The sequence below is a fragment of the Maribacter chungangensis genome, assembly GCF_042676845.1.
GTDB classification, from domain to species: Bacteria; Bacteroidota; Bacteroidia; order Flavobacteriales; family Flavobacteriaceae; genus Maribacter; species Maribacter chungangensis.
Genome location: NZ_JBHTHY010000005.1, coordinates 1 through 24,623, shown reverse-complemented (window position 1 = coordinate 24,623; position 24,623 = coordinate 1). Strand labels below are relative to the sequence as shown.

At 40.7% G+C, this 24,623-nt stretch carries 23 protein-coding genes; 12 read left to right on the top strand and 11 right to left on the bottom strand.

The features are described 5' to 3' along the window. The first annotated feature begins 170 nt into the window (after positions 1–170). The 3 genes from ACFQZJ_RS07695 (at position 171) to ACFQZJ_RS07685 (ending at position 1,849) form a co-directional block, all read left to right on the top strand. Positions 171–980, top strand: a complete 810-nt coding sequence (locus ACFQZJ_RS07695; protein WP_379933598.1) for an SDR family oxidoreductase — start codon at positions 171–173, stop codon at positions 978–980. A 54-nt stretch (positions 981–1,034) separates the two neighbouring features. Continuing rightward, positions 1,035–1,331 carry a hypothetical protein gene (locus ACFQZJ_RS07690; protein WP_379933596.1) on the top strand — a complete coding sequence of 99 codons (297 nt, stop codon included), beginning with the start codon at positions 1,035–1,037 and terminating at the stop codon, positions 1,329–1,331. Between the two features lie 128 nt (positions 1,332–1,459). After that, positions 1,460–1,849 carry a DUF302 domain-containing protein gene (locus ACFQZJ_RS07685; RefSeq protein WP_379933594.1) on the top strand — a complete coding sequence of 130 codons (390 nt, stop codon included), beginning with the start codon at positions 1,460–1,462 and terminating at the stop codon, positions 1,847–1,849. A 162-nt stretch (positions 1,850–2,011) separates the two neighbouring features. Here the strand turns inward: ACFQZJ_RS07685 and ACFQZJ_RS07680 are convergent, their stop codons facing one another. Then, positions 2,012–2,851: a universal stress protein gene (locus ACFQZJ_RS07680; protein ID WP_379933592.1), complete on the bottom strand. Its 840-nt coding sequence runs from the start codon at positions 2,849–2,851 to the stop codon at positions 2,012–2,014. Between the two features lie 481 nt (positions 2,852–3,332). Here ACFQZJ_RS07680 and ACFQZJ_RS07675 point away from each other — a divergent pair, with 481 nt between their 5' ends. The 4 genes from ACFQZJ_RS07675 to ACFQZJ_RS07660 all read left to right on the top strand — a co-directional run bounded on the left by ACFQZJ_RS07675 (position 3,333) and on the right by ACFQZJ_RS07660 (position 6,705). After that, on the top strand, positions 3,333–4,487 hold the full coding sequence (locus ACFQZJ_RS07675) for a baeRF7 domain-containing protein (RefSeq protein ID WP_379933591.1): 1,155 nt from the start codon (positions 3,333–3,335) through the stop codon (positions 4,485–4,487). A 47-nt stretch (positions 4,488–4,534) separates the two neighbouring features. Then, positions 4,535–5,305: a GNAT family N-acetyltransferase gene (locus ACFQZJ_RS07670; RefSeq protein WP_379933589.1), complete on the top strand. Its 771-nt coding sequence runs from the start codon at positions 4,535–4,537 to the stop codon at positions 5,303–5,305. Positions 5,306–5,342: 37 nt separating this feature from the next. Next, positions 5,343–6,032, top strand: coding sequence for a hypothetical protein (locus ACFQZJ_RS07665; RefSeq protein WP_379933588.1), 690 nt, complete (start codon positions 5,343–5,345; stop codon positions 6,030–6,032). 211 nt (positions 6,033–6,243) lie between these two features. After that, positions 6,244–6,705: an Hsp20/alpha crystallin family protein gene (locus tag ACFQZJ_RS07660; protein ID WP_379933586.1), complete on the top strand. Its 462-nt coding sequence runs from the start codon at positions 6,244–6,246 to the stop codon at positions 6,703–6,705. A gap of 252 nt (positions 6,706–6,957) precedes the next feature. Here the strand turns inward: ACFQZJ_RS07660 and ACFQZJ_RS07655 are convergent, their stop codons facing one another. Further along, positions 6,958–7,797, bottom strand: a complete 840-nt coding sequence (locus tag ACFQZJ_RS07655) for a patatin-like phospholipase family protein (protein ID WP_379933585.1) — start codon at positions 7,795–7,797, stop codon at positions 6,958–6,960. A 393-nt stretch (positions 7,798–8,190) separates the two neighbouring features. Between ACFQZJ_RS07655 and ACFQZJ_RS07650 the strand changes: the two genes are divergently transcribed. From ACFQZJ_RS07650 to ACFQZJ_RS07640, 3 genes are all read left to right on the top strand, one after another. Then, positions 8,191–9,243, top strand: coding sequence for a mechanosensitive ion channel family protein (locus ACFQZJ_RS07650; RefSeq protein WP_379933584.1), 1,053 nt, complete (start codon positions 8,191–8,193; stop codon positions 9,241–9,243). Positions 9,244–9,500: 257 nt separating this feature from the next. After that, on the top strand, positions 9,501–13,154 hold the full coding sequence (locus ACFQZJ_RS07645) for a PAS domain S-box protein (protein ID WP_379933582.1): 3,654 nt from the start codon (positions 9,501–9,503) through the stop codon (positions 13,152–13,154). A gap of 103 nt (positions 13,155–13,257) precedes the next feature. Next, on the top strand, positions 13,258–14,328 hold the full coding sequence (locus ACFQZJ_RS07640; protein WP_379933580.1) for a response regulator: 1,071 nt from the start codon (positions 13,258–13,260) through the stop codon (positions 14,326–14,328). A gap of 86 nt (positions 14,329–14,414) precedes the next feature. Here the strand turns inward: ACFQZJ_RS07640 and ACFQZJ_RS07635 are convergent, their stop codons facing one another. The 3 genes from ACFQZJ_RS07635 to ACFQZJ_RS07625 all read right to left on the bottom strand — a co-directional run bounded on the left by ACFQZJ_RS07635 (position 14,415) and on the right by ACFQZJ_RS07625 (position 15,929). After that, entirely contained in the window at positions 14,415–14,639 is a 225-nt protein-coding gene (locus ACFQZJ_RS07635; protein ID WP_379933578.1) for a DUF6327 family protein, read from the bottom strand. 237 nt (positions 14,640–14,876) lie between these two features. Next, positions 14,877–15,206 carry a hypothetical protein gene (locus tag ACFQZJ_RS07630; RefSeq protein ID WP_379933576.1) on the bottom strand — a complete coding sequence of 110 codons (330 nt, stop codon included), beginning with the start codon at positions 15,204–15,206 and terminating at the stop codon, positions 14,877–14,879. A 393-nt stretch (positions 15,207–15,599) separates the two neighbouring features. Further along, a complete protein-coding gene (locus tag ACFQZJ_RS07625; protein WP_379933574.1) occupies positions 15,600–15,929 on the bottom strand; it encodes a YtxH domain-containing protein in 330 nt (109 codons plus the stop codon). Positions 15,930–16,158: 229 nt separating this feature from the next. Between ACFQZJ_RS07625 and ACFQZJ_RS07620 the strand changes: the two genes are divergently transcribed. Then, positions 16,159–16,635 (top strand): hypothetical protein, encoded by a 477-nt coding sequence (locus tag ACFQZJ_RS07620; protein WP_379933572.1) that lies wholly within the window; start codon positions 16,159–16,161, stop codon positions 16,633–16,635. 498 nt (positions 16,636–17,133) lie between these two features. Here ACFQZJ_RS07620 and ACFQZJ_RS07615 read toward each other — a convergent pair whose 3' ends face one another. The 4 genes from ACFQZJ_RS07615 to ACFQZJ_RS07600 all read right to left on the bottom strand — a co-directional run bounded on the left by ACFQZJ_RS07615 (position 17,134) and on the right by ACFQZJ_RS07600 (position 21,914). Beyond that, positions 17,134–18,816, bottom strand: a complete 1,683-nt coding sequence (locus ACFQZJ_RS07615) for an ABC1 kinase family protein (RefSeq protein WP_379933570.1) — start codon at positions 18,814–18,816, stop codon at positions 17,134–17,136. A gap of 137 nt (positions 18,817–18,953) precedes the next feature. Further along, entirely contained in the window at positions 18,954–19,346 is a 393-nt protein-coding gene (locus ACFQZJ_RS07610) for a hypothetical protein (protein ID WP_379933568.1), read from the bottom strand. A gap of 242 nt (positions 19,347–19,588) precedes the next feature. After that, positions 19,589–21,565: an ATP-dependent zinc metalloprotease FtsH gene (gene ftsH / locus ACFQZJ_RS07605; RefSeq protein WP_379933567.1), complete on the bottom strand. Its 1,977-nt coding sequence runs from the start codon at positions 21,563–21,565 to the stop codon at positions 19,589–19,591. Further along, positions 21,546–21,914 carry a carboxymuconolactone decarboxylase family protein gene (locus ACFQZJ_RS07600; protein ID WP_379933565.1) on the bottom strand — a complete coding sequence of 123 codons (369 nt, stop codon included), beginning with the start codon at positions 21,912–21,914 and terminating at the stop codon, positions 21,546–21,548. Before ACFQZJ_RS07600 ends, ftsH begins: the two co-directional genes overlap by 20 nt. Before the next feature lie 306 nt (positions 21,915–22,220). Between ACFQZJ_RS07600 and ACFQZJ_RS07595 the strand changes: the two genes are divergently transcribed. Then, positions 22,221–22,682 (top strand): pyridoxamine 5'-phosphate oxidase family protein, encoded by a 462-nt coding sequence (locus ACFQZJ_RS07595; protein ID WP_379933564.1) that lies wholly within the window; start codon positions 22,221–22,223, stop codon positions 22,680–22,682. 585 nt (positions 22,683–23,267) lie between these two features. On the opposite strand, the gene ACFQZJ_RS07590 is transcribed toward ACFQZJ_RS07595, so the two are convergent. Together ACFQZJ_RS07590 and ACFQZJ_RS07585 are read right to left on the bottom strand one after the other, a co-directional pair. After that, positions 23,268–23,624, bottom strand: a complete 357-nt coding sequence (locus ACFQZJ_RS07590) for a helix-turn-helix domain-containing protein (RefSeq protein ID WP_379933562.1) — start codon at positions 23,622–23,624, stop codon at positions 23,268–23,270. 1 nt (position 23,625) lies between these two features. Next, positions 23,626–23,919, bottom strand: a complete 294-nt coding sequence (locus tag ACFQZJ_RS07585; protein ID WP_379933561.1) for a type II toxin-antitoxin system HigB family toxin — start codon at positions 23,917–23,919, stop codon at positions 23,626–23,628. Positions 23,920–24,623 lie beyond the last annotated feature (704 nt).

The following is a 24,623-nucleotide window of genomic DNA, read 5'->3' as shown; positions in this document are numbered from 1 at the left end:
TATAGTGCCTTATCTACATAGGCATGCTAAAAATGTGCGCTACACCTTAAAAGTGCATATAGGCGAACAGTGCTTTTCGTTACATGGTGTTCCATTTTAATGTAAACTGATATTGGTCATTTTAAATAGCGTGGAATAAGTATAGGTTTGTAATTGGAAATTATATGATTATGTCGACAAGGATTAAAAAAGTACTTGTTATTACCGGCGCTGCGGGAGGAATAGGAAGTGCATGTGCCAAAGCCCTTAAAACCTATAAGCTGGTGATAACCGATTATTCCCAAGAACAGGTAAAGAAGGTTACCGAGCGCCTGATAGCGCAAGGTTATGATGCCGTTGGCCACGCCTGTGATATTACGAAAAAGGAAGAGGTAAGAAGGTTAAGGGAGTATGCTCTTGCGCAGGGTCCGTTTGCAGGCCTTGTGCATACCGCCGGTGTAAGCGGCAGTGGACAGGATCCCAAAAATGTATTTAGGATAGATCTGGTTGGTACCGATATTATTGTGAATGCGTTCTACGAAGCTGCCACCAAGGAATCCGTCCTTATTTTATTCGCTTCCATTATGGGGCATACCGTAGGGCCAAACCCCGACTATGACGAAGCCCTTAAAAAGCCCCAACAAGAAAGTTCATTTGATAAACTGGCCGGTTTTGTAAACGGAGATGCGGATATAATGTACAATTTTGCAAAACGGGGGGTGCATTTATTGTGTAAGGACAATGCCATGCGATTTGGACAAAAAGGGGCACGTATCGTAACCGTTTCCCCAGGTGTAATTATGACACCTATGGCGGTGAAGGCAGCAGAAGAACATCCGGAGCGTATGTCGCAAATGAAGGAAATGACGCCACTAGGCAGAAACGGCACACCAGATGATATTGCAAATGTGGTAAAGTTTTTATTAAGTGCCGATGCCAGTTTTATTACCGGGAGCGATATTTTGGTAGATGGTGGTATCGTCACCCAGCTTGTTAAATAGCCTTTATAAGCGTTTTAATTATGCGTATTGGGTTTAATTTTATTTCAGCTAAAAATGATATTAGGAATAACGAAACGTTGCATTTTAATTGGCCTGCTGGTCATTTTCGGTTTTGTGACAGGAATCTATTTACAGGATGTAAAGCATGAGGAAAGTACAACTGTTGCTTGGGAGGCCAATCGTTTTAATATGACAAGGTTTGATAAAATAATGGACTATACCAACAGGATGAACAGCACGAACTGGAAGATGATGCGGGATAGTATTTTAGATCAAACGGATAGTTTGATGATTCTCCGGTTCCGCAAAGAAATGGATAGTTTAACTAAGGTTGATAACCCTGTTAGGTAGCACAAGAACTGTACAAATTTAGTCCTCCTTGTTGGGTGTGGTTGTATTTAAGGATTATTTAAATAGTAAATATGCACTTATCCCCTTACTGAACACACAATTTTTAATGAAGTATTAAGAAGTAAATTATGCAATACTATATCAGTAAAACGGTACATGGAACTTTTGATGAAGTCATCAAGACCGTAAAAAGTGAACTTAAAAAAGAAGGTTTTGGTGTGCTCACGGAAATCGATATTAAGAACACCTTCAATACTAAGTTGAGCATAGATTTTAGAAAATATACCATTCTAGGTGCCTGCAATCCCGAATACGCGCATAGTGCCCTAAAAACCGAGGATAAAGTAGGAACCATGCTGCCTTGTAACCTTGTTGTACAGGAGAAAGGAAAAGGAAAGATCGAAGTTGCCGCCGTTAACCCTATAGCCTCTATGATGGCCATTTCAAATGCCGATTTAAAACAGTTGGCCAATGATGTTACCCAAAAGCTTACTAAGGTAATAAATGCACTCCATTAAATTATTCTGTGGGCAAAGCTTTTTTTGTTCACTGTAGGTTAAGACACAGTAAGATTTGTTACCCAGATCTCGCATAAATAAACCGACCCTAAGTCGCTTCATATAAAAGCGGTAAGGGCCGGTAATAGGTTCTTTAAAAGCGGTCGATTTTTTATTTCTGAGTTACTCGTGTAGCACCAAGAAAGGTACCTTGGTGTGGTAGCTAATTTGCTCTACCGCCGGCCGAAAAAGAATCCGTTGAAAGAAATTCTGGTTTTTTGCCACCATGGCGATCAAATCGATATCCCTGCTTTCGGTAAAGCACTGTACTGCACTATCCAGTTTTGTGTTCGTAAGGGTATGAAAACTGTGGTCTATGTCAACAAGATACTTTTTTAGAAAATCCTTGTTGCTTTCTTGCTCTTTTGTTAGGGTTTCGCCAGTATCCAAGATATTCATTATCCGCAAGGCAGCATTGTTCATGGTGGTTAGCTCGGCAACCTTGTCCAATACTTTTAGGTCTGCACCTAGCTTAAAATCCGTTGGGAACGCTATTTCTTTTGGACGTTCGTATACGGCATTTTCGGGGATGGCCATCAAGGGACATTTTACCTTGGTCATTACATCTCCGGTATTGCTTCCCATGGTCACTTTTTTAAGACCCGATGCACCCTTGGTCCCCATAATGATAAGGTCAATGTTCTTTTGCTCCACGATGTTTTTAATGGTATCGGTAAAATAGCTGTAGAAAGCTAAGGGTACAAAGGTATGCTTGGTTTTTATCGGTAGCTCCTTTACACGTTCGATTAAGGCCTTCAAATCTTTAGTACTTTCTTCCAAAAGGGAATCCGCGAGTTTTCCTGATGCTTTTTTGAGACCGGTACCTGCCCCCGAGTACCCGGGAATAGGGTTTATATGCACAAGATAAAAGGTACACTCTATTTTCTGGTAAAATCTAATCCCATATTCAAGGGCGTTCCAGGCATTTTCTGAAAAATCGGTAGGAATTAAGATGTGCTGCATAGGAGTTCTGGTTTTAAGGTTAACATGTTAAAGATAAACCCATGGCAGCTAATAAAATATGACCTATGTCATGTAGCGCAAACAAGTGTCACTGTTCTTTTCATTGCCACCGCCAAAGGCTTTGATACTCCTAGGCTTGCCTCGAAATTAAAAATCATTTTCCTATTTAATGCCTCGTGGGCTTGCCCCGGGGTAGTTTACTTTTGGGCTTTGAAGCATTTTTAAGCCTAAAGATTGCTACAATACCAATTTAAATTCTAGATGTCGCATAAAACAAGTTTCTTTTTTACTCATTTGTCGTCATAAAATAGAACCATAGCTAATGCTATGCTTAGATTTCATTCCTAAACTGAGAAAAAAAATAATTCAAATTTTCAATACGACATTCAAAACTTAAATTGGTATAACTGACCTAGGTCATTTCAAATTAGCTAAAGCTCCAATACCTTCGGAACTAGCTAATTTTAAATCTAAGTAGGACATGGCATTGATCACAAAAAAGGAAATTGGAGAACTGAACGCTATTCACGGGGAGAGTTGCATATCAATTTACATACCCACGCATAGGGTAGGAGAAGAAGTTTTTGAGCGAAAGGACGTACTTGAACTAAAGAACCAACTAAAAGATGTGAAAAATAAATTGGTAAAAGAAAAAATGGCCCCAAGGAACATAAAAGCACTACTTGCCCCCATACAGGAACTTTTGGACAATACCGCTTTTTGGAGGCACCAATCAGACGGACTTGCCATTTTCCGTACCGATGAGTTTTTTAAGGTGTTTACGCTTCCGGTCCATTTTGAGGCCTTTAATTTTGTGGGAAACAACTTCTATCTAAAACCCTTGATGCCCATGTTCACGGGCGATGGCAAATTCTTTGTGCTGGGTCTGGAAAAGAAGTACGTAAAGCTTTATGGGATGACGCGCCACACTATTACCGACATAGATATCGAAGACTTGGTGCCCTCGGAAATGAAAGAGGAAGTGGGTTATGACTACGAACCTAAGAGCTTACAGTACAAAAGCGGTGCAGACGCCCACGGTAGAGCTTTTTACCATGGTCATGCAGAGGCCGATAATGACCGTAAGTCGGAGTTGGGTCAATTTTTTAGGGCGGTTGACAAAGGTATCAGGGCAGTCCTGCGCGGTGAAATTGCACCTCTGTTGCTGGTTACACAAGAAGTGATGTTCCCGATCTATAAGAAAGAGAATACCTATACGTATCTGTTGGACGATTTTATTGATCAGACGCCATCGGAGCGGGATAAATTTGAGTTACATGAAATGGCATGGGCCAAAATGGCCCCGATGTTCGACCAAGACCGAAAGGATAAAATAAGCCAATTTAAGGAACATCAAGGAAGTGGGAGAACGGCTTCCGATCTGGACCACGTACTTGCGGAGGCCATAGCAGGTAGAGTAGAGGCCTTGTTCCTTGAAAACCGGGCCGATATTTGGGGTGTTTATAATCCGGAAAAAAGACATGTTCGGGTAGATGAGCTGCCGCTGCCATCTAGTGTTTCGCTGCTGAACATGGCCGCCATGGAAACATTTTTGAACGGTGGTACGGTTTATCTTTTGGAAAAGGATGAAATGCCCGACCCATATTCTAAAATAAACGCCTTGTACCGATATTAGTAGCAACGGAATAGTAAAGTATGGGTACTTGAGAACTAGGGTAAAAAATGGAAGAGTTTATCCAACTACATAAAGATAACATAGTTTCGGAACATATTTGCTGTGCCATATCCGATAAGAAATGTGCTAGCGGTTATCAGGCAAAAAAGGACTGGTTAACAAAAGAATTTGATAATGGCTATGTTTTTAGGCGAATTGATCAACGGGCAAAGGTTTTTGTGGAGTATGGCCCGGCAGAAAATGCTTGGATTCCTATTAGCGCACCAAATTTTTTGAATATTAAATGTTTTTGGGTTTCCGGTAAATACAAAAAAAAGGGCTATGGAAAAGCACTTTTGAAAACTGCGGTCGAAGATGCAAAAAAACAAGGTAAAGACGGATTAGTAACCGTTTCGGGAACTAAAAAATTTCACTTTATGAGCGATACAAAATGGCTCTTAAAACAAGGTTTCGAGGAGGTAGAAAGAACGCTAAGTGGATTTAGTCTGTTAGTAAAAAAGGTGCATCCAAAGGCAGTTACACCTAAATTCAATGCTTATGTAAAAAGTGGTGAATGTCCCGATAAAAATGGAATCGTAGTGTACTATTCCAATAGATGTCCATTTGCAGAATTTCATGCAAAGGATTCCATAGCCGAAACCGCTCGGAAGAGAAAATTGCCATCGAAGGTCATTAAATTGAGAACAATTGAAGAAGCGCAACAAGCTCCGAGTCCTGCAACCATTTTCAGTTTGTTTTTAAATGGAAAATTTATGACAACCGATATCAGTGCCTGCATGGATAGCAGATTTGATCAAGTAATAGAAAGAATAAAATAAACGAACTACAGGGCAAAACCATAAAACCCAAACCTATATGAAGTATGTAAAATGTCTAATTTTTGTAACGGGAGTAGTTATTTTTGACTCTTGTCAACCCGCTGTTGTCTTTAACGAGGCGCAACCGGTGAATGTGGAATCCCTATCCGAAATTCCAGATGCCTATAGAGGTATTTTTTGGTGTCCGGCAGATAGTGCTTCCCTTTTTATCGATGACAAGGCCTTTATAAAAAGAAAGGAACTCTTGGTAAAACTCACTAAGGCCGAGGTAGATTCCAGCAACGACCTGTACCTAAGCAACGGAAGATTGTTCATAACGGAATGGGAGGCAGACTTCCCGGCCGAGGAAAAGGGGGACACCATTGTTTCCCAACTTATAATAAGGGATACTATTTTTGCATTGGGTCCTAAACAGGTCTTAAAAGATTTTAAAGGACACTTGGTCCTTAGTACAAAATTGGACGAAGGTGCTTGGGCCGTTTCCGTGGCATCCCAAACCGGTAAGGGTATACTAAAAATAGCGAGGGCGGACCTGCCGGAGAATCTGGAGGCATTGGACTCCATTGTCCCTATAAATTCAGTGTCAAAAATCAATGATAGGGAAACCCAGATCTTGATAAGGCCCACAAAAGAACAATTTGAAAGAATACTGCAAAAAGGCGTGCTATTTCAAGGTAGTTGTACCGAATTTGAACGCATTCTCCCTATTCCGCATTGGGAATATTAACGGTTGTCCAGTTATATAGTTAAACGGTTGTTCACATCTCCTTGAACGTACTTAAAACATGATGCGGTCTTTACACCGGAAAATCCAAAAAAAACAGGTTATTTACGGCAAAAAGGTGAATGTACTGATGTAGGTCATTCCGCAAGGTTTTGTGCTATTGTATTTTTGATATAAGTATCGAAACAATTGTTTAATCTAAAATCATACTATTATGTCACTTGTAAAATTTAGACGCACACCTTTTGGAAATCTTATAAACCAAGACTTTCTTGATATGGATAATTTCTTTGAGAATAGATGGACCAAGAGTATGCTACCCCAGAATTTCTGGAACGGAAAATCAGCCGAACCCGCCTTGAACGTTAAGGAAAAGGATGATCGTTTTGAGATAGAACTGGCAGCGCCCGGTTTCTCCAAAGAAGATTTTGAGGTCACTATTGATGAAGGAAGTCTGAACATTAGTGCTAAAAAAGAGCATTCGGAAGAAGAAAAGGACGACAACTTTACCCGTAGGGAATTTAGTTACAGTTCTTTTCAACGTTCCCTGCAATTACCGAAAAGCGTTAAGGACGAAGATGTAGCTGCCAAGTACAAAAATGGCATCTTGAGCTTTACACTGGGAAAAAAAGAAGAGGCTAAAAAAATACCTCCAAAAAAGGTAGAGATAGCCTAGCGTACTATACTATAATACCCTCTCGCTTAAACCGAAATGCGTCCATGTAATAGGTTTGACTTGGGGGTATTTTTAGTGAACCAACCATTCTCCTTTAGACGCTACAATGATGGGCAAGGGAGTGCATTGCGTAACATTTCTGGGGTATTGCCAAGAAAAGGAGTAGGAAGTCATCAATGTTCTAAGTTCTGGTGAACTACCTTAAAGTAGCTTTCGTACATTCAAGTCAAAAAATAACCGAATACCTTTCCGCTACATCGAGGTATTTTTAGTGCTCGTTGTAAGGGGAAACCCGTTCATGGCCTCTAGCTCGGCTTCATGAATGGGCTTTTTTTTATCCTGTTTCCATTTTTTTAATACCGTTAACGAGGCCTTATAGCCCAGATGGAAAATACTATCTATATCCTTTAGGGAGAACGTGCTATAATTGGTAAGGTCTTTTGGGGAAATAACCACATCGCAATCTTGGAATTTTTCCAAGGAATCTTTTGACATACGAATTTTGTAAGCCCGTTCCATAATGGTATAGGAATGTTTTAGGTCTGCGATCTTCAGTTTTTCGAACGGATTTACATAGACCCCTATCAACTGGTCGCATTGTTCTTTTATAAGATCGGATGGAAAATTGTTTAAAATACCGCCATCGGAATAATAGCCATCCTCAATTTTTACCGGAGCAAAGACTCCTGGGAAAGCCGCTGAAGCTAGTATCGGGCGTATTAATTCACCTTGGTTAAATACATTAAGGTTACCTGTAAGCATATTGGTAGCCGTTATGTAGAGCGGTTTTTTTAGGGCTTCAAAGTTGTCGTTGGGCAATAGCTCCTTAAATCGGTCATAGAACTTTTCGGTATCTACAAAACCAGGTTTGCCCATGGCATATTTTTTAAGGCTGAACAGTTCTACGGTCTTGATAAAATCCAGAATCTCTTCCCAAGCGATACCTGCGGCATACAAGGCCCCTATGATGGCGCCCGCACTGGTTCCGGCCACATGACTGGGTGTTACATCTATTTCTTTCAAGGCCCTTAAGGCTCCTATATGCGCTATTCCCCTAACACCGCCACCTGAAAGTACAAGACCTATGTTCATTGTTGATCAGTTTGTGCTAAAATTAAGGTATTGTTATAATCTACAATATGATAATAATCAGTAACCTAGGTGAAATGGAAACTTCAAATCTATCTGAAAAGATTTTTAAACGCCCCAATGTCCTTGGTCATGGATTACCGCAAAAGTTAAGAATAACGGCCTGTCCACGACAGAGAGAAATAGCATTCGCGTACCAACGTGTACTCGGAAAACCTTGAATTTTGAACTTTGAACCTTCCTCTGTCCAAGTTCGGGGGATATGGAGCTCAGGCCTTGGCATTTCAACCTTAAATCTTTAATTCCTGTTTTGGAAAGAGGTGAAATTATAATTCCTGATATGACCAATATCATTTTGGGCTAAAATCCCTGCGTGTATTTTTACAAAAAGGATGCATGGACAGTTTTACCGCTCAATTTTTTGGACAAGATTCGTGGCTGGCCTATTTGGTGCTGCCGGCTATTTCTATGGCAACCGGCCTTATTTTGGCCAAGGTATGTTTTTTGTTGCTCAGGGTTTCCAATAAACGTAGACCTTCTTCCTTAAAGGAGCATATCATTCAAGCCTTCAAAAAACCGGTTTATTCTCTACTGCCCTTAGTGTTCCTATATCCGCTAGTGTCTTATTTTTCTTTAGGTTTTTATGCACGTAAGACGATGGAGGCGGTTATCATCGTGAATTTGGCTTGGCTTCTGATTGCAGGTGTAAAGGTCCTTGAAGAGATGGTAAAAAGAAAATTCGAGGTCGCTGATGAGCACTTGGCCAAAGATCGTAAGGTACTGACACAGCTACGATTTATTAGAAGCATGGCTCTTGTCATTATCGTTACCTTGGCCGTAGCGGCCATTCTATGGAACATACCTAGTGTAAAACAAGTTGGGAGTACCATATTGACCTCTGCCGGGGTAGCAGGTATTATTATTGGGGTCGCAGCCCAAAAATCCATCGCCAATCTGGTCACGGGCTTTCAGTTGGCGTTTACCCAGCCCCTAAAAATTGATGACGAAGTAATGATAGCTGGTGAATTTGGGACCGTTGAAGACATTACCCTTACTTATGTGGTCATTAAGACTTGGGACTGGCGCCGACTGGTACTTCCATTGAACTTCTTTAACGATAAACCGTTCGTGAATTGGAGTTTTAGCTCAAAAGATATTGTAAATACCGTTTTCTTCTATGTGGATTATAGTTTTCCAGTACCGGCCCTACGAAAGAAATTTTTGGAAATACTAGAAGGTAACCTGCTGTGGGATAAAAGGGTAGCTAATTTACAAGTTACCCAGATAGAAGACCGGATGATGCAGCTTAGGGCTACGTTTAGCACGGCTAATGCATCTAATGGTTGGGACTTGAGATGTAGTTTACGTGAAGATCTGATACAATATATAGAACAAAATTACCCTGATGCCCTGCCCAAATTACGCCGTATGGACAGCGAAGCGGTTTAGTTGGTAGGATGATAGGGTCGTTGTTAGTTTTTAGAGGGTAATGAAAGTGGAAAAAAGTAATAGGTAAAAATAGTAAGTTGGTTGTAAAAAAGAGCCAAGAAAGTAGAACCAAGACCTAGTATAAGGGATAACCTCGAAAAGCTAACTAGGGGAAGCGAACAGAAAGTTAGAACTATGGTTTTAAAATTGATTTTATACCGACTTACGGCGGCCAAGTATTTAACTTGAAAAGGATAACAGTTAACGAACAAGAATAAATGAAACAAAAATCTACGGATAATGCCTTGTTACAAGCCATATTTGATTCTTCTATCGAGGGTATTATGGTTGTAGATGTACAGGGTACGGTCTTGGAGGCCAACGAGTCGTGCCATACTATTTTCGGGTATGAATCCGGACAGCTTGGGGGACTCAATATCCAAGTGCTACTTCCGGAACGGTTTAAAAAACGGCATGCTACACATAGGGAAAATTATGCTAAAAACCCGGAAAGAAGGACTATGGGAACTGGATTGGACCTTTGTGGAGTGAAAAGGAACGGCGAAGAGTTTCCGGTAGATATTAGTCTGAGTCCGGCTAACGTTGCAGGAAATCCGGTAACTATTGCGTATGTGCGCGATGCCACCAAAAGAATCAACGATGTTGCCTTGCTGGAAAAATCGAACCAAGTAATGGCAGAGATCAATAGGAAATACAGTGCCCTGATCGGAAATCTACAGGGAATCGTTTTCCGTTGCCAATTTAATAGGGACTATACCATGGACTATATAAGCGATGGGGCGAGACCTATTTTAGGATATGGGCCCAATGCGTTTTTGGAGAATAAAGTCAACTATGGCCAATTAATAGTGCCGGAGGATAGGGACAGGGTGTGGAAGGAAATTACCGACGCCGTAAAGCAAAATATCCCATTTAGTATTCATTACCGCATTAAGGATAAACAGGGGGTGCTTAAATATGTACGGGAAACCGGAAACATTATTTATGACAAGTCTGGAAAAGTGGCCGCCTTAGAAGGTTTTATAGCGGATATTTCCCAAGAAAAGGAGGCCGAAAATGAGTTGCGGTCCAAGGAAGCCAAGAACAAGGCCTTGTTGGATGCCTTGCCCGATATGATGTTCATTCAGGATTTGGAAGGCAATTATTTGGACCTATATGCACCAGAACCGGAAAAGTTGTTTTTTCCAAAATCGGAGATGATAGGGCAAAACATGAAGGATGTTCTACCACCCAACTTGTATTCCCGTTATAAGGATCTTTTTAAAAAGGTAAGGAAGACCAGGAAATTGCAACTTTTTGAATATACCCATAAAGGCAAAAATGGAGAAACGGTGTATGAGGTGCGCACCGTACCATTGAACGCTCACGCCCTTTTGACCATAGTACGCGACCTTACCAGCAAGCGAAAGACCGAACAGGATTTAAGGGACAGCGAAGCAAAGAACAAGGCAGTTTTACAGGCCATGCCAGATCTTTATTTTTTAATGGATACAAAAGGAGTTTATTTGGATGTCCGTGCCCCGTACCCTTCTTTGCTCGTAGCACCGGCGGACGAGTTGTTGGGAAGGAATATGGCAGATTTTTTGCCGGAACCTTTTGTAGAAAGCATTTTTGAGGCTTTTCACAAAAGTAAAAATACCAACAGGCCAGAAATATTGGAACACCAGATGGAGCTAAACAAGTCGATCAAATTCTTTGAATCACGCGTTGTTGCTGCCGGGGAAATTGGATTTCTGTTTATCACTAGGGACATTACGGAGCGTAAGCGGTCAGAAGCCGACCTTTTTATCAAGGATCGGGCCTTGGAATCTGCCGGTAATGGTATTTTAATTGTAGATGCAAAACAGCACGACCAACCCATTATCTACGCAAATAGGGCATTTTATGAAATGACAGGTTATACAAGCGAAGAAGTAATGGGCAAGAATTGTCGGTTTTTACAGAACAATGATCGTGATCAAAAAGCCATTGGCGTAATGTCTACCGCTATAAAAAATGGTGAGGCCTGTCAAGTTACGGTACGCAATTATAAAAAAGACGGTACGCTCTTCTGGAACGAACTTACGATTACCCCCGTCCATGACGATAAAAATGAACTCAGTCATTTTATTGGTATGCAGAACGATGTTACCGATCGTAAAAAGGAAGAAGTATTTAAAAATCATATTAGAAAAATCCTGGAGATGATCGCGCAACATAAGCCGCTTATAACCATTGGACAAGAAATCCTACGTACTTCGGAATCCAGTATTGGAGAAGGTACCACCTTTATCCAAACATTGGACCCTATTAAGAAAACACTGCACCAACTAGTAGCATCCAACTTGCCCAATACCTTTGTCACTTCTCTTGAGGGAGTTTCCGTAGGCCCCAATATGGGGGCATGTGGTAGTGCTGCGTATTTAAAGAAGCCCGTTATAGCGGCTAACTTAACCAAGGGACATTCCTTAAAAAAGCTTAATAGGCTTGCTATCGATAATGGTATAGTAGCTTGTTGGTCATACCCTATTTTTGCCTCGGACAATAGCGTGTTAGGTATTTTTGCCCTATACCATTCAATTGAAAAGACACCCTCTAAAATACAAAAAGAGATCATAGCTAATCTTGTGCAGCTCACCGCAATAGCGCTTGAACAATATAAGGTTAGGGATGAGCTTAAAAAGAACCGTTGGATGCTTGAAGGTTATGCTCGGGAACTGGAGCAAAAAGTTACGGAACGAACAGATGAGCTTAAGCTTACGGTGAAGCAACTGGTACAGACCAATATTCAATTAAAAGAACAGGTACAGGAAACCAAGGCTGCGGAAAACAGGGCGTTGGAGAGTCAGGTTATGTTTACCGCTATTTCAAAGAATTTTCCCAAAGGGGTCATCATTGTGTTCAATTCGGATTTTGAGATCGTGTACATAGATGGGGGAGAACTCACCCGTATGGGCTTTCAAAAGAATCAATTCGAGGGATTTCATATAGACGATATCGAGGCCTTTTCAAAACAGCGGATTTTGCGCATAAAGGAGGATATAGAAAAGACCATGAACGGGGAACAACTTTCTTTTGAAATACAGTTTAGGGGCAAGACCTATGCCGTAAACACATCTCCGTTACAAGCTGGAAATGAAATTGCAAAATGGACACTTTTTGTCTATAACGACATCACCAAGCAAAAAGAGGCAGAAAAAAATATAAGAAGGGCTCTCGTCCAAGAGCAGGAGCTCAACGAACTAAAATCGCGTTTCATTTCCATGGCATCGCACGAATTTAGAACTCCTTTAAGTGCTATACTTTCTTCTGCCATTTTAATACGCAGACAGCATCAACCGGATAAATTGGAAAAGCGAGAAAAGTACGTAAAACAAATAGAGTCCAATGTACGCAATTTGGTGGTGATTTTGAACGATTTTCTGTCCTTGAGCAAGTTAGAGGAAGGCAAAACAGCTTTCCGGCCAGAATTGTTTAATCTGGTGGAACTTGTCCAACAGGTATTGGAAGAAATTGAGACGAGTAAAAAGGATGGGCAGGACATCGTTTTTAAACATGATGATCCAGATGTTCGCGTTAGGTTGGATACTAAATTAATGAGGCATGTATTGATAAATTTACTCTCTAATGCCATCAAGTACGCCGATGAGAACACTACCATAGATGTAGCCATAACGGTTTTGCGGCAGAAGGTTTCCATTGAAGTTTCCGATGAGGGTATAGGCATTCCGTTGGCGGAGCAGGAGAATCTGTTCAACCGTTTTTTTAGGGCAAAAAATGCCGATAACATTCAGGGTACCGGATTAGGCTTACATATTGTGAAACATTATACGGAACTCATGGGCGGTACGGTTGGTTTTGAAAGTGAGGAAGGCAAGGGTTCTACCTTTTGGGTGGAGTTTAAGAATCTTGAAGCCCAAAAACCTGTGTAACGGATTGCTGGTATAAAACATAAAAATCCTGACCAAACGTAATTGGATCAGGGGTAATAAAATTAGATTTCCTTGTTCAAGGGAATGAAAAAAAGTTCTAATTATGAAAAAAATACTGATTATTGAGGATAACAAGGATGTTCGGGAAAACACGGCGGATATTCTAGAACTGGCAGGCTACGAAACCGCAACTGCCGAAGATGGTAAAAGAGGAGTGGAGGAAACCGAGCAATTTCACCCCGATCTTATTGTCTGTGATATTATGATGCCCAGATTAGATGGCTATGGTGTTTTGGAAGCTTTGAGCAAGAAGCCCGAAACGGCGCGTATCCCATTTATCTTTTTGACCGCAAAATCGGAAAAGGATGATTTTAGAAAAGGGATGAACCTTGGGGCAGACGATTACCTTACCAAACCATTTGAGGAACACGAGCTATTGGAAGCGGTTGAGGTAAGGCTTCAAAAGAACGACTTCCTAAAAAAAGAATATGCCAGGGACGTAGCCGGGGTCAACGAATTTTTAAAAGGTGCCGCCAACTACCTGGATCTTGAAAGCATTTCTAGGGAGTACCGTGCCAAGGAATATATGAACAAGGATTTCGTATTTATGGAGGGCGATGTTGCGCACGATTTATTTTATATTGAGAAAGGAGCGGTAAAAACCTATAAATCTACCGAAACCGGAAAGGAATTTGTAACAGGTATTCACAAGGCGGGGGATTTCATGGGACAATTGTCGCTATTGAACCCAAAAGGACTTTATTTGGAAACAGCAACCGTAATGAAAACAGCAACCCTATATAAAATTCCTAAAAGTAGTTTTATTGATCTCATCGAAAGAAACCGGGAGGTTGCCAATAAGTTTATGGAGCTTATTTCAAATAGTCTCATAGATGTTCAGGAACAATTGGTATATATGGCCTACGCATCCGTAAGGCAAAGGGTAGCCAAGGCGTTGTTACGACTGTCCGATAACGGAATGGATACGAGTACTCCCCACAACGGAATTGAAATTCCAAGGGAGGATTTTGCCGGAATGGTCGGCACGGCCACCGAAACCGCCATACGTACCCTATCCGATTTTAGGGATGAAGGTTTAATAAGCATGGGTCATGGCCGCAGTATTATTCTCTTGGATAAAGAGCAACTACAACATATTGCAGATACGAGGTAGTGCGCCGGGTGTTTAATAATCTACGTGGTTAGAGCGTTCTTTGGACATTAATATGGATTTAGTACGCTGTAAAACAATTGTGTACATTACCTGGAACGTAATCTGCTGGAAAAAATAGAAAGTTTTTTGATGGCAAAGGTTAGCACTAGTTTTTGTACCAGCCCGCTGAGGCCACCAACGCAATTAATAGGGTAAAACGTAGTTTTTGCCCTGTTTATGCGCAGTACAAGACTTTCCTTGCTGATGTCTCGCCGTAGTCTTAAAATACGAAGTTGCTCGTCTATTTCGGTAAAAGAACTGTAGTGTTTCATGCGTATTGATTAAGTGTAAATTTTTCCCTGAGGTCTATCCGCTTTTTCGGCAGGAAAGGTTTAGGGGAGCGTAGGTTTTATCCGATATTATTTTTTTGGTTCCATTATATGTACAATTTTAACGTCTTTCAAAGTAGGTCAAATGAGTATCTTACCATGATTTGACCCCAATACATGTAACAAACCGTAACAGAATACTCCTTATACACAACAGGCCTATCTCATGGGTATAACAAATCAGTCAAAATAATTTTTTGAGAATTTTTTGAGCAAAGGTTTATTAAGTTTGTCCCTTAGGAAATAGCACAGTAGGGCAACTAGGGCATAAAAAATCCCTACAATTCCAAATCCTAGTGTATCGTTCTGTAGTTCGCTTCCAATAGCGTAAGCTATCGCAAAGGAAAGGATGAACAGTGCCACTAATGAAACTGCTCCTACCAAAAGAAGTTGCGCCGTTGCCGTAACCATACCCATCAATACCTTAAATATTTTAAGTTTCAGGTATTCTTCGCTATTTTCAAGATAAGATTTCACATCGGCCTCTGCACCTGTGAGATTTTGTTTCAATTCTTCAAAAACCTTATAATTCTATTTTCTAGTGAAAGATTACGGGTCTGCCAACCAACCTTAGGGGTATTTCAACTGGTTTACGTGCTTTGCAGGTGTTACCCATAATCGTTGTTCGGTTTTTGAATAGTGGGCTGTTCAGAATTTCTACCGAACAACCCAAGAACCTAATAACATTCCGTAATTTTATTTTTTGTTTTAAAAACCAAGGATTCTTAATTCCCGTGTAGTTTATACCAATTTAAGTTTTGAATGTCGTATTGAAAATTTGAATTATTTTTTCTCAGTTTAGGAATTAAATCTAAGCATAGCATTAGCTATGGTTCTATTTTATGACGACAAATGAGTAAAAAAGAAACTTGTTTTATGCGACATCTAGAATTTAAATTGGTATTACTTCTGTAGTTGGGCATTTTTCTTCTTTAAATCCTCCAATTTTCGCTCCAAGGTCTCAATGATATCATCGGCCTTATAGCTCATGGTAGATATGGCCTCGTCCAAGGTATGCTCAAAAGCTTCCTTCTTTTCCTTTGCCGTTTTGGTCAGTTCCTCCTTAACATGGGAAATACGCTCCGTAATGTCATGGCCTGTCTCTTCGGCTTTCTGTTTAATTTTTTTTCTGGTATTGGAACCCGCGTCAGGGGCATAAAGGATTCCTATACCTGCTCCTATGGCCGCACCTGTTATAAGGGCCAATAACATGTTTCCACTATCGTTCGACATAATTTTTTAGGTTTTAAGTGAATAATTAATTTATACGGACGAAGGTAATGCCTAGGCGTGCAAAAGGAAATGACCTACATCAGTATGGAGTGTTTTTTTCGGCTGACCTACATCATTTTAAATAGGACCATAGCATACTATCTTTCCTGTTGGACAGATCAAGATTTATATTATTCGGTAGGATAAGGTCCTAAACCGTATTTTGGGAATGTATGCGCAATCCGATACTATGAATAGAAATATATTTAATAAAAGGGAACGGTTATTTTCCTCCCGCGTTTTCATTGATCTTGGCGGGGTAGCTAAAGCCCTGAATAGTATTGGGACAAAAAATATATCCGATACCGAGGTGACCCTCTTATTAAAACTGGAAGAGGACGACCCCAATACCAATAGGGAAATTGAGAAAATAAAGAAGCGGCTAACGAACATTTGGGGTTCAAAGCTCGCCTTTGGCTTTTTTCATAATATTGACATAGGTAGTATTTTTATAGCGGGACCTTTGTCCGAGGTATTCCTTTTTGAAATAGATGGCAAAAAACTGGCAGAACTTTCCGAGGGGCCTTATGGTATTTTAAGGGGTTTGGGTATAGGTGAAACCGTAGCCGCATCCCATATTAAAGCTTTAATGCACGGAGACTATTTATTATTAAAGCGCCAAGGATATCATAACATACATGAAAATAAATATCCCCAAATACTTTGAAAAGCCTTGATCTTGTTTTCTGGGACCAATTTTTAAAACCAAAGAATTTACCCATGGCATGCCGCAGGTTATAACGATTTCACTCGCTTTTCGTATCCAAGGACTGTGGGGAGGGAAATGCGAAAGGTCGGACCAATCTAGTTTTGACTCCACTATGGTACAATAATACCATTTCCCAATTAAAAAATAAGTCGATATATCGTTTCTTTTTACGCCCTACTTCAAAATAAAAATAAGCCATAGCTAGGCTATGCCGGTTTTTCTTTTTCGCAGGCCAAAAAAACAATTCAATTTCTTTGGCTGAATTTCAAAAGAGAACTGGTATAAACCAGCAAGGGCCAATAATCAAAAGAGCGTGTTGGTTGTTATGCTAATGAAGTATCTTTTTCCGGCTCTTTATTGTTCACTATTAGTTTGCGTGGCACGATGATATCGGATACGAAAAATACTACGAAGGCATAGTGTAGCCGATGGTAGTTTTGGTGTGCCGTATATCAGTTAAAGCTGCTTGTTCCTAATTATGGAAATAATCACCAAAAAGCCCAAAATAGCCGATAACACAAAACCGATAGCACCTAACAAAGGAATACCATGGATTAACGGTGGCATCTCTGCAATGACTAAAATGGACGACCCAATGGAAAGTGCCGAAATAATTACGGCAAATACAAGTCGGTTTGCGGCCTTGCTCAGCGCTGTTTGCAGTTCCTTTAAGCCCTTATGCTCATGTATTATAACGAGTTTGCCCTCCTTGATTTTTTTTAATATGGTACGGATATTTTCCGGTAGGGAATCCAAGAGCGCATTGTAGTCCTGTATCCGCGACCAGTTTTTTTTAAAGAGATGTTTTATTCCGAACCGTTTGCGGGTAAGTTCCCCGAGGTAGGGTTTTAAGTTTTCGGTAATATTGAATTCGGGGTCCAGTCTAAGACCCACTCCTTCCATGATGATCAGCGCACGGATCAACAAATACAAGTAGTGTGGCAGTACAATATTATTCTCGAATAGGATATGTTTGAAATTGCCAAGGGTACTGCCTAACTTTATGTTCCGAATAGCGGTATCGCTAATCCCATGAATAAGTTCTGTAAGGTCCTGTTCTAATTTCCTGTATTCGGCAATATCCGATTTAACCGCAATTTCCTCTAATACCAAGATTATTTTTTTACTGTCCCTGCGTACAAAATGGAGCAACAGGTCTGACAGTAATTCTTTATCTCTTGGGAGTAGGGAACCCATCATACCAAAATCCAAAAAACACAGCTGATCGCGCTCCGGTAGAACAAATAGGTTGCCAGGATGCGGATCGGCATGAAAGAAACCGTGATCCAATACCTGCTCCAAATAGAGGTCTACACCTACTTTTGCTACTGTTTTACAATTGATGTTTAAACTTTTTAGTAGCGTTGGTTCCGATATTTTGATGCCGTTTATATACTCCATGCAAATGACATTGTTAGTACAAAGTTGTGGATATATTTTTGGTACATGAATAGCATCGTTTCCCTCAAAATTTTTGGTAAAACGCTTTATGTTTTCCATTTCTTTGGTAAACTGTAGCTCCTCTAGAATACTCTTTTCAAAGGTTTTTACGATTTGAAGGGGCTGAAACGATTTGGCCTGGGCACTATACTTTTCAAGGCTACCGGCTACTTGTTTCATAATTACAATATCTGCTGCAATGGTTTCCGTAATATGGGGACGTTGTATTTTTAGTACTACCATTTCGCCGCTCCTTAGTTGTGCCTTGTGTACCTGCGCCAAGGAGGCCGCGGCCAAAGGTTTGGTTTCGATGGCACTGAAATGATCTTCAAGGTCAATTTTTAGTTCCTGCTCAATGGTTTCATGTACATCGAAGTTTTGCAGATGGGGAACATGATCTTGTAACTTTTCTAGCTCCTTGATCAATTCCGGAGGTAGCATATCCTCCCTATTGCTAAAAACTTGACCCAATTTTACGTAGCTGGGCCCCAATTCCTCCAATACCTTGCGAATACGTTCATAACTGGTAAGGGACATACTCTTGTCCGTATCCGGGTGGTCCTTTAAATAGCTGGCAGGAATCATTTTTTTAAGGCCACTATGGATCATTATATCTTCAAAGCCATATTTAGCTAATACGGAAAGGAGTTTGTTGTACCGTTTCAGTTCTCTTTTTTTGGGGAGGTTGATACCGAGCATAGATTTTTGTTCTTGTATTGATGTATCAAAGGCTATTCCCTTTCTCCATAACCGGAGTCATTGCCCTCTCCCGAATATTAAGGGGAGAGGGGTGTTTAGATCAATTAACCTTCATCGGAACTTTCTTATAGGTAGGACTACATATACTTTCCTAAAAATTTAAAAAAGGCCTTTTTTTCATCATTGTAGATGTTGCGCTGCGTCTGCATTTTTTCTCTGAAAGCGATGTGGTTTTTGGCCATTGAAACATCCAAGGCCTCCTTACCGGTCTTACTTTGGCCTGCTATGCGCGCCTCATGTTTTTCAATCGTTTCTTCCAAGTCATCTATGATGCCCTTATGAAGGGCAAATTGGTTTTGATGATGTTCCAGTTGTTTTAGAACTTCTGCATTTGTGTAACGTGTTACCAGTTCGCTCAAACGGTTGTTAAAGGTCTTTAGTTCATCTTTCCAAAAATGTAGTTCGGATATCCAGTTCCGGTGCTCAAAATGTAAGTTTTCATTGTATATTACTTCGTCTATTTTTTCCATGATACGATTATTTTTATTTGTTTTTTGATTTTGTCTTAATTCGATATTTTTTGTTGATCGGGACCTTGACCGCTTGGTTGATTCGTTTTTTTATCGTGGCGTACTCCCATATTTATAGCTTGTAACAGAGTATCTTTAACTGCCAAGGTGCGCCTTGTTTATCCTTGACGTTACTTTTCTTTTATTACTTCACTAATTACTTATTACTATTTCACTAATTACTTTTCACTAACGACTACCCACTACCCATTGCCCACTTCTAGACTTTCCGTTGTTTTCTCCAATTGCTTTACCCCGCGTTGGCCCAGTATTTCTACCAGATCCTCTTTTTCTACCACCTCTTGTTTCAATAGGAGTTGTGCCAATTTTTCCAGTTCGTCCTTGTGTTTTAGTAGGAGGTCTTTTGTGCGTTGGTATGCGTTGTCGATAAGGATCTGTACTTGCTCATCTATCTGTTTGGCCATATCCTCGCTATAGGGTTTACCGAACATTTGTTCGTTTCTTCCGGTGGAATCGTAAAAACTGATCGGACCCAGTTCTTTGTTTAGTCCGTAATAGGCGACCATGCCGTAGGCTTGTTTGGTTACTTTTTCCAGGTCATCCAGCGCACCGGACGAGATTTCGTTAAAAATGATTTCCTCGGCCGCCCTGCCGCCCAATGCGGCGCAAAGCTGATCTATAAACTGCGATTTGGTAATGATCTGTCTTTCTTGGGGCAGGTACCATGTAGAACCCAAAGATTTGCCACGGGGAATAATAGAAACCTTTACCAAGGAATCTACATGCTTTAAATGCCAACTGCTTACGGCATGGCCAGCTTCATGATAAGCTACGATCTCTTTTTCCTTTTCGGAAATAATCTTGCTCTTGCGCTCCAAACCACCAATGATCCGGTCCCGTGCCTCCATAAAATCTTCTTGCCCAACTTTTTCTTTCTTTTTACGGGCGGCGATGAGGGCCGCCTCGTTGCAAATATTGGCAATATCCGCCCCTGAAAATCCAGGGCTTAATTTTGACAGCTGCCCCACATCTACGTTTTCTGCCAGTTTTAACCTACGTAGGTGCACCCCAAAAATTTCTTGGCGTTCTTCTTTGGTAGGAAGTTCCAGATAAATATGACGGTCAAAACGACCGGGGCGCAAAAGGGCTTTGTCCAGCACATCTGGCCGGTTGGTGGCCGCGAGTACGATAACACCGGTATTGGGGCCAAAACCATCTAGTTCTGTAAGTAGTTGGTTTAAGGTGCTTTCGCGTTCGTCGTTTGCCTGAAAGGCGTTCACCTTGCTCCTAGAACGGCCTACGGCATCAATTTCATCTATAAAAATTATACTCGGTGCTTTTTCCTTTGCCTTTTTAAAGAGGTCGCGAACACGCGATGCGCCCACGCCCACGAACATTTCTACAAACTCCGATCCGGACATGGAGAAGAAGGGTACTTTGGCCTCGCCCGCAACCGCTCTGGCCATTAAGGTCTTTCCTGTTCCCGGAGGGCCTACCAGCATGACACCTTTGGGGATTTTAGCTCCCAATTTGGTATAGGTTTCCGGATTCTTAAGAAAATCTACTACCTCCATAACCTCTATCTTTGCTTCTTTGAGACCTGCAACATCATCAAAGGTTACGGATATTTTTGTTTGTTCGTCTGAAATTTTAGGGCTCGATTTGCCAAAATTGAAAAGCGGGTTTCCTCCTTGGCCACCGCGCATACTACGAAGTATGTACAGCCAAAAGAAAACTATGATACCAAAGGGAAGTAGCCACGACAAAATGCTAAGCCAGCTGGTACGCGTTTGATACTGTACATCTATCTTGTCCGCGGCCGGAAATTCTGCCTGCGCCCTTTGTAGCTTATCCTCAAAGGTCTCTACGGAGCCTATGGTAATGGTGTAGCGGGGCACCTCTGGCGACTGGAAAAAATTATTTAGGACATTGTCATTCTCGGTAGTGCCCGTCGGTGTTTTCTTTACATAGATCTCTGCCACTTCTTTATTGATGACCACTATTTTTGATACTTCCCTTTGTGGTAAAAGGGAATCCTGTAATAAGGTCCAAGTAATTTCCTTGGCACCGGTTGCGGGATCGGAAAAGAGGGAGAGCATTACGATCATGCCAAATAAAAAAAGGTAGAACCAATTGATGTTCTTACCTCCGTAAGTCGGTTTTAGGTTCTTTTTCTCCGAACCATCCGGTGATTGCGATTTATTTTCTTGCTGTTTCATTTTTTTCCAATATTGCGAATTCATCCAAGGCTTCCATGGCCTCGCAGCCATATACCACAGATGGTCCACCGCCCATCATTACTGCTACACCAATGGTTTCCAATACTTCTTCCGAACTGGCACCGGCTTGTAGGGAATCGTATACGTGGTAGGCAATGCAGCCATCGCAGCGCACCGTAATAGCAATGCCAAGCGCGATCAGTTCCTTGGTCTTTGACGGTAATACGCCTTTTGCCGTACTTGCCTTATGTAGTGCCGTAAATGCTTTCATAGTAGCAGGTATTCGGGTTCCAAGCGTTTTCATGCTTTTATTGAGGTCGTTGTATCTTTTTGAATAGTCTTTGAACATAACAGTTAGGTTTTAGTGGTGTACTTTTTCCATAAAGCAACACATCCAAAAGTATCTTAAGAAAACGATTTCCCAAATGATTTAAATCATTCCATGGCAATTACATTATTACTTATTTAGCGCAAAGGTTATTTGCGTGAGGGATTGCAGCGGTTACCCCACAGTTCTTTGGCACTTGTTTCGGTGCCAAAGGGCGAGGAGTGGTAGCGGAAAGCCCGACCCTTGTGGGCACGCCCTGTACTGAATAAATTAACTAGTGGATAGGGTTTCTTGGTTATACAGAAACGGTCTAGATTAGACATTTAAATGGAAAATACCATGTTAGGAGATTTAACTACCGGACAAATAGAACATCTGTTGCAAAGCGAAATTGTGGGTCGTTTGGGTTGCCATGCAGACGATCAAACCTATATTGTACCTATTACTTATGCATACGACGGTGAGTTTATATACGGGCATACCAGGGAAGGTAGGAAGATAGATATGATGCGGAAAAACCCTAAGGTCTGTTTTTTGATAGATGCTATTACGGACATGGGTAATTGGCGCAGTGTTATTGCCTGGGGGACGTTTGAGGAGTTAAAGAGCATAACGGATCGGGAAACGGGTATGCGCATTTTAATGGACCGTACGCTGCCTTTTCTTACAGGGGAAACTACGTTAGCCCATGCCATGAGAGATACGCATATTAAGGATGTTGCGGGGTTAAAGGGCACTGTGTACAGAATACGGCTTACCAAAAAAACAGGACGATTTGAGAAACGGTAGCTGGTAATTTATGCAAGCATGTAGTTATACCAATTTAACTTCTAGATGTCGCATAAAACAAGTTTCTTTTTTACTCATTTGTCGTCATAAAATAGAACCATAGCTAATGCTATGCTTAGATTTCATTCCTAAACTGAGAAAAAAATAATTCAAATTTTCAATACGGCATTCAAAACTTAAATTGGTATTACCTTTTTTATTAATGGATGAAATGAACTTTAGCAAGCATGAACAAAAACACCTTGCAGCCCGAAGAATCCAAATTTTTAGAAGGACCACTTTCCCGTTTAGATGAGCTATTCTTTACGTTAAAAGTGATGTTCAGTTTTTTACGGGGTTTCGTAAAATGCAATTGATTTGGTCAAATGTGCTACAATGGTCTAATATATGGCTCGTAGCGTGCAAATTAGCGATTACTTTTCGGTTGAGCACGAGCCGAATTTTTTAATTTTCTTGTTATCTTTTTTTATCAATAAGCCAAATTAAAAAATTTGGCGGACTTGCAAATACGCCTTAACTTTGAATAAGTAACTAATTAGTTATGAGCTATATACGTTATTACCCTTAGTGCTTTCTGCAATGTTTTTAGTAATCTTGTATCAGCACTTCAGTAGGAATTCGCAACTTAGCGTTTAAGTTCCGAATCATTTCCAAAGTCAGCTTTCGTTTTTTGTTCATTATTTCGCTTACTCGACTTTTAAAGCCAATCATATCTACCAAGTCTTTTTGTTTTAATCCCATTTGTTCCATTCGGAATTGAATAGCGGAAATTGGGTCAGGCATTTCGATAGGGAAGTGTTCGTTTTCGTAATTATCTATCAGAATAGAAAGAATTTCTAATTCGTCACCTTTTTTAGTTCCACGTTTTGCATCAAAAATCACTTCGAGCCTTTCGAGTGCTTTTTCGTAATCTTTTTTTGTTCTAATTGGTTTTATGTCCATATTAAATTTCGTTAGCGTCAATTTTGTCATATTCGGCGTGAGTTCCAATAAATCTTATCCACGCAAGTTGATACTCAAAATTGAATTTTACAATCAGTCGATAATCATTTCCTTTGATATTAAAAACAATTCGGTTGTTCTTTAAGATACTGGCGTTGGGATAATCGCTTTTCAATTCGTTTATCGTGTTCCAGTTTGACTTTTCGGTTTCGCGATACCACGTTTTGAGTGGCAATTCACAGTCTCCGTGTTTTTCCCAAAAATCTCTTAGAGTTCCTCTCGAAAATATTTTCACATTATATTGTTTGACACAAATATAATAAAAAGTTACCAATATGATAACTTTATCGATTTTTCTCGCATTAAGGGTAACGGCCCCTGTATAAAGCGGGCGGGGCGTTTTGGCTCTTGTCCGCTTCTTGTCGGCCGGTTGAGTTGTTTATAAATATACTTGAATTTCGGGATTTAGCCGCCACGCGTTGAGCTTTTAAAACGCCCCGTTCGCTTTATACCGTGTTCATGCCGGTTGGGCTCTTCCTATGGTGTTTCCCCTTGCCCTGGCTTTGTGTATTTGGGGCGTTTTATTCAGGGGCCGTTCAGGCCGATTGAATATCGTGGGAGCGTGAAATCCTTTTGGTTGTGTTTCGTGTTTTGACGGAATGCACCGCACCATTGTAAAGGGGGACTGTTCTCTCGGGTGTCCTATTTCATGGCGGAGCAATATGTCCTCTGGCAATCGGCCTGAACGGCTCCGTATATGAAAAGTAGCGCTGAAATAAAGCTGTTACTTTTCGGATTATACACGAGCCGAATTTTTAAATTTTACTATTTATCTTTTTAATTGGAAATCGTCAAATTTAAAAATTTGGCGACTTTCCAAAAATGCCCAAACCATAGTGTTAGCAATGACTTGCGCTATTTTTGATATACATTGTGCCTGTTGCACAAGATAGGCAAAAAAGTTGCTTTTCGATTTTGCCTATGGGGCGATTGATCGTA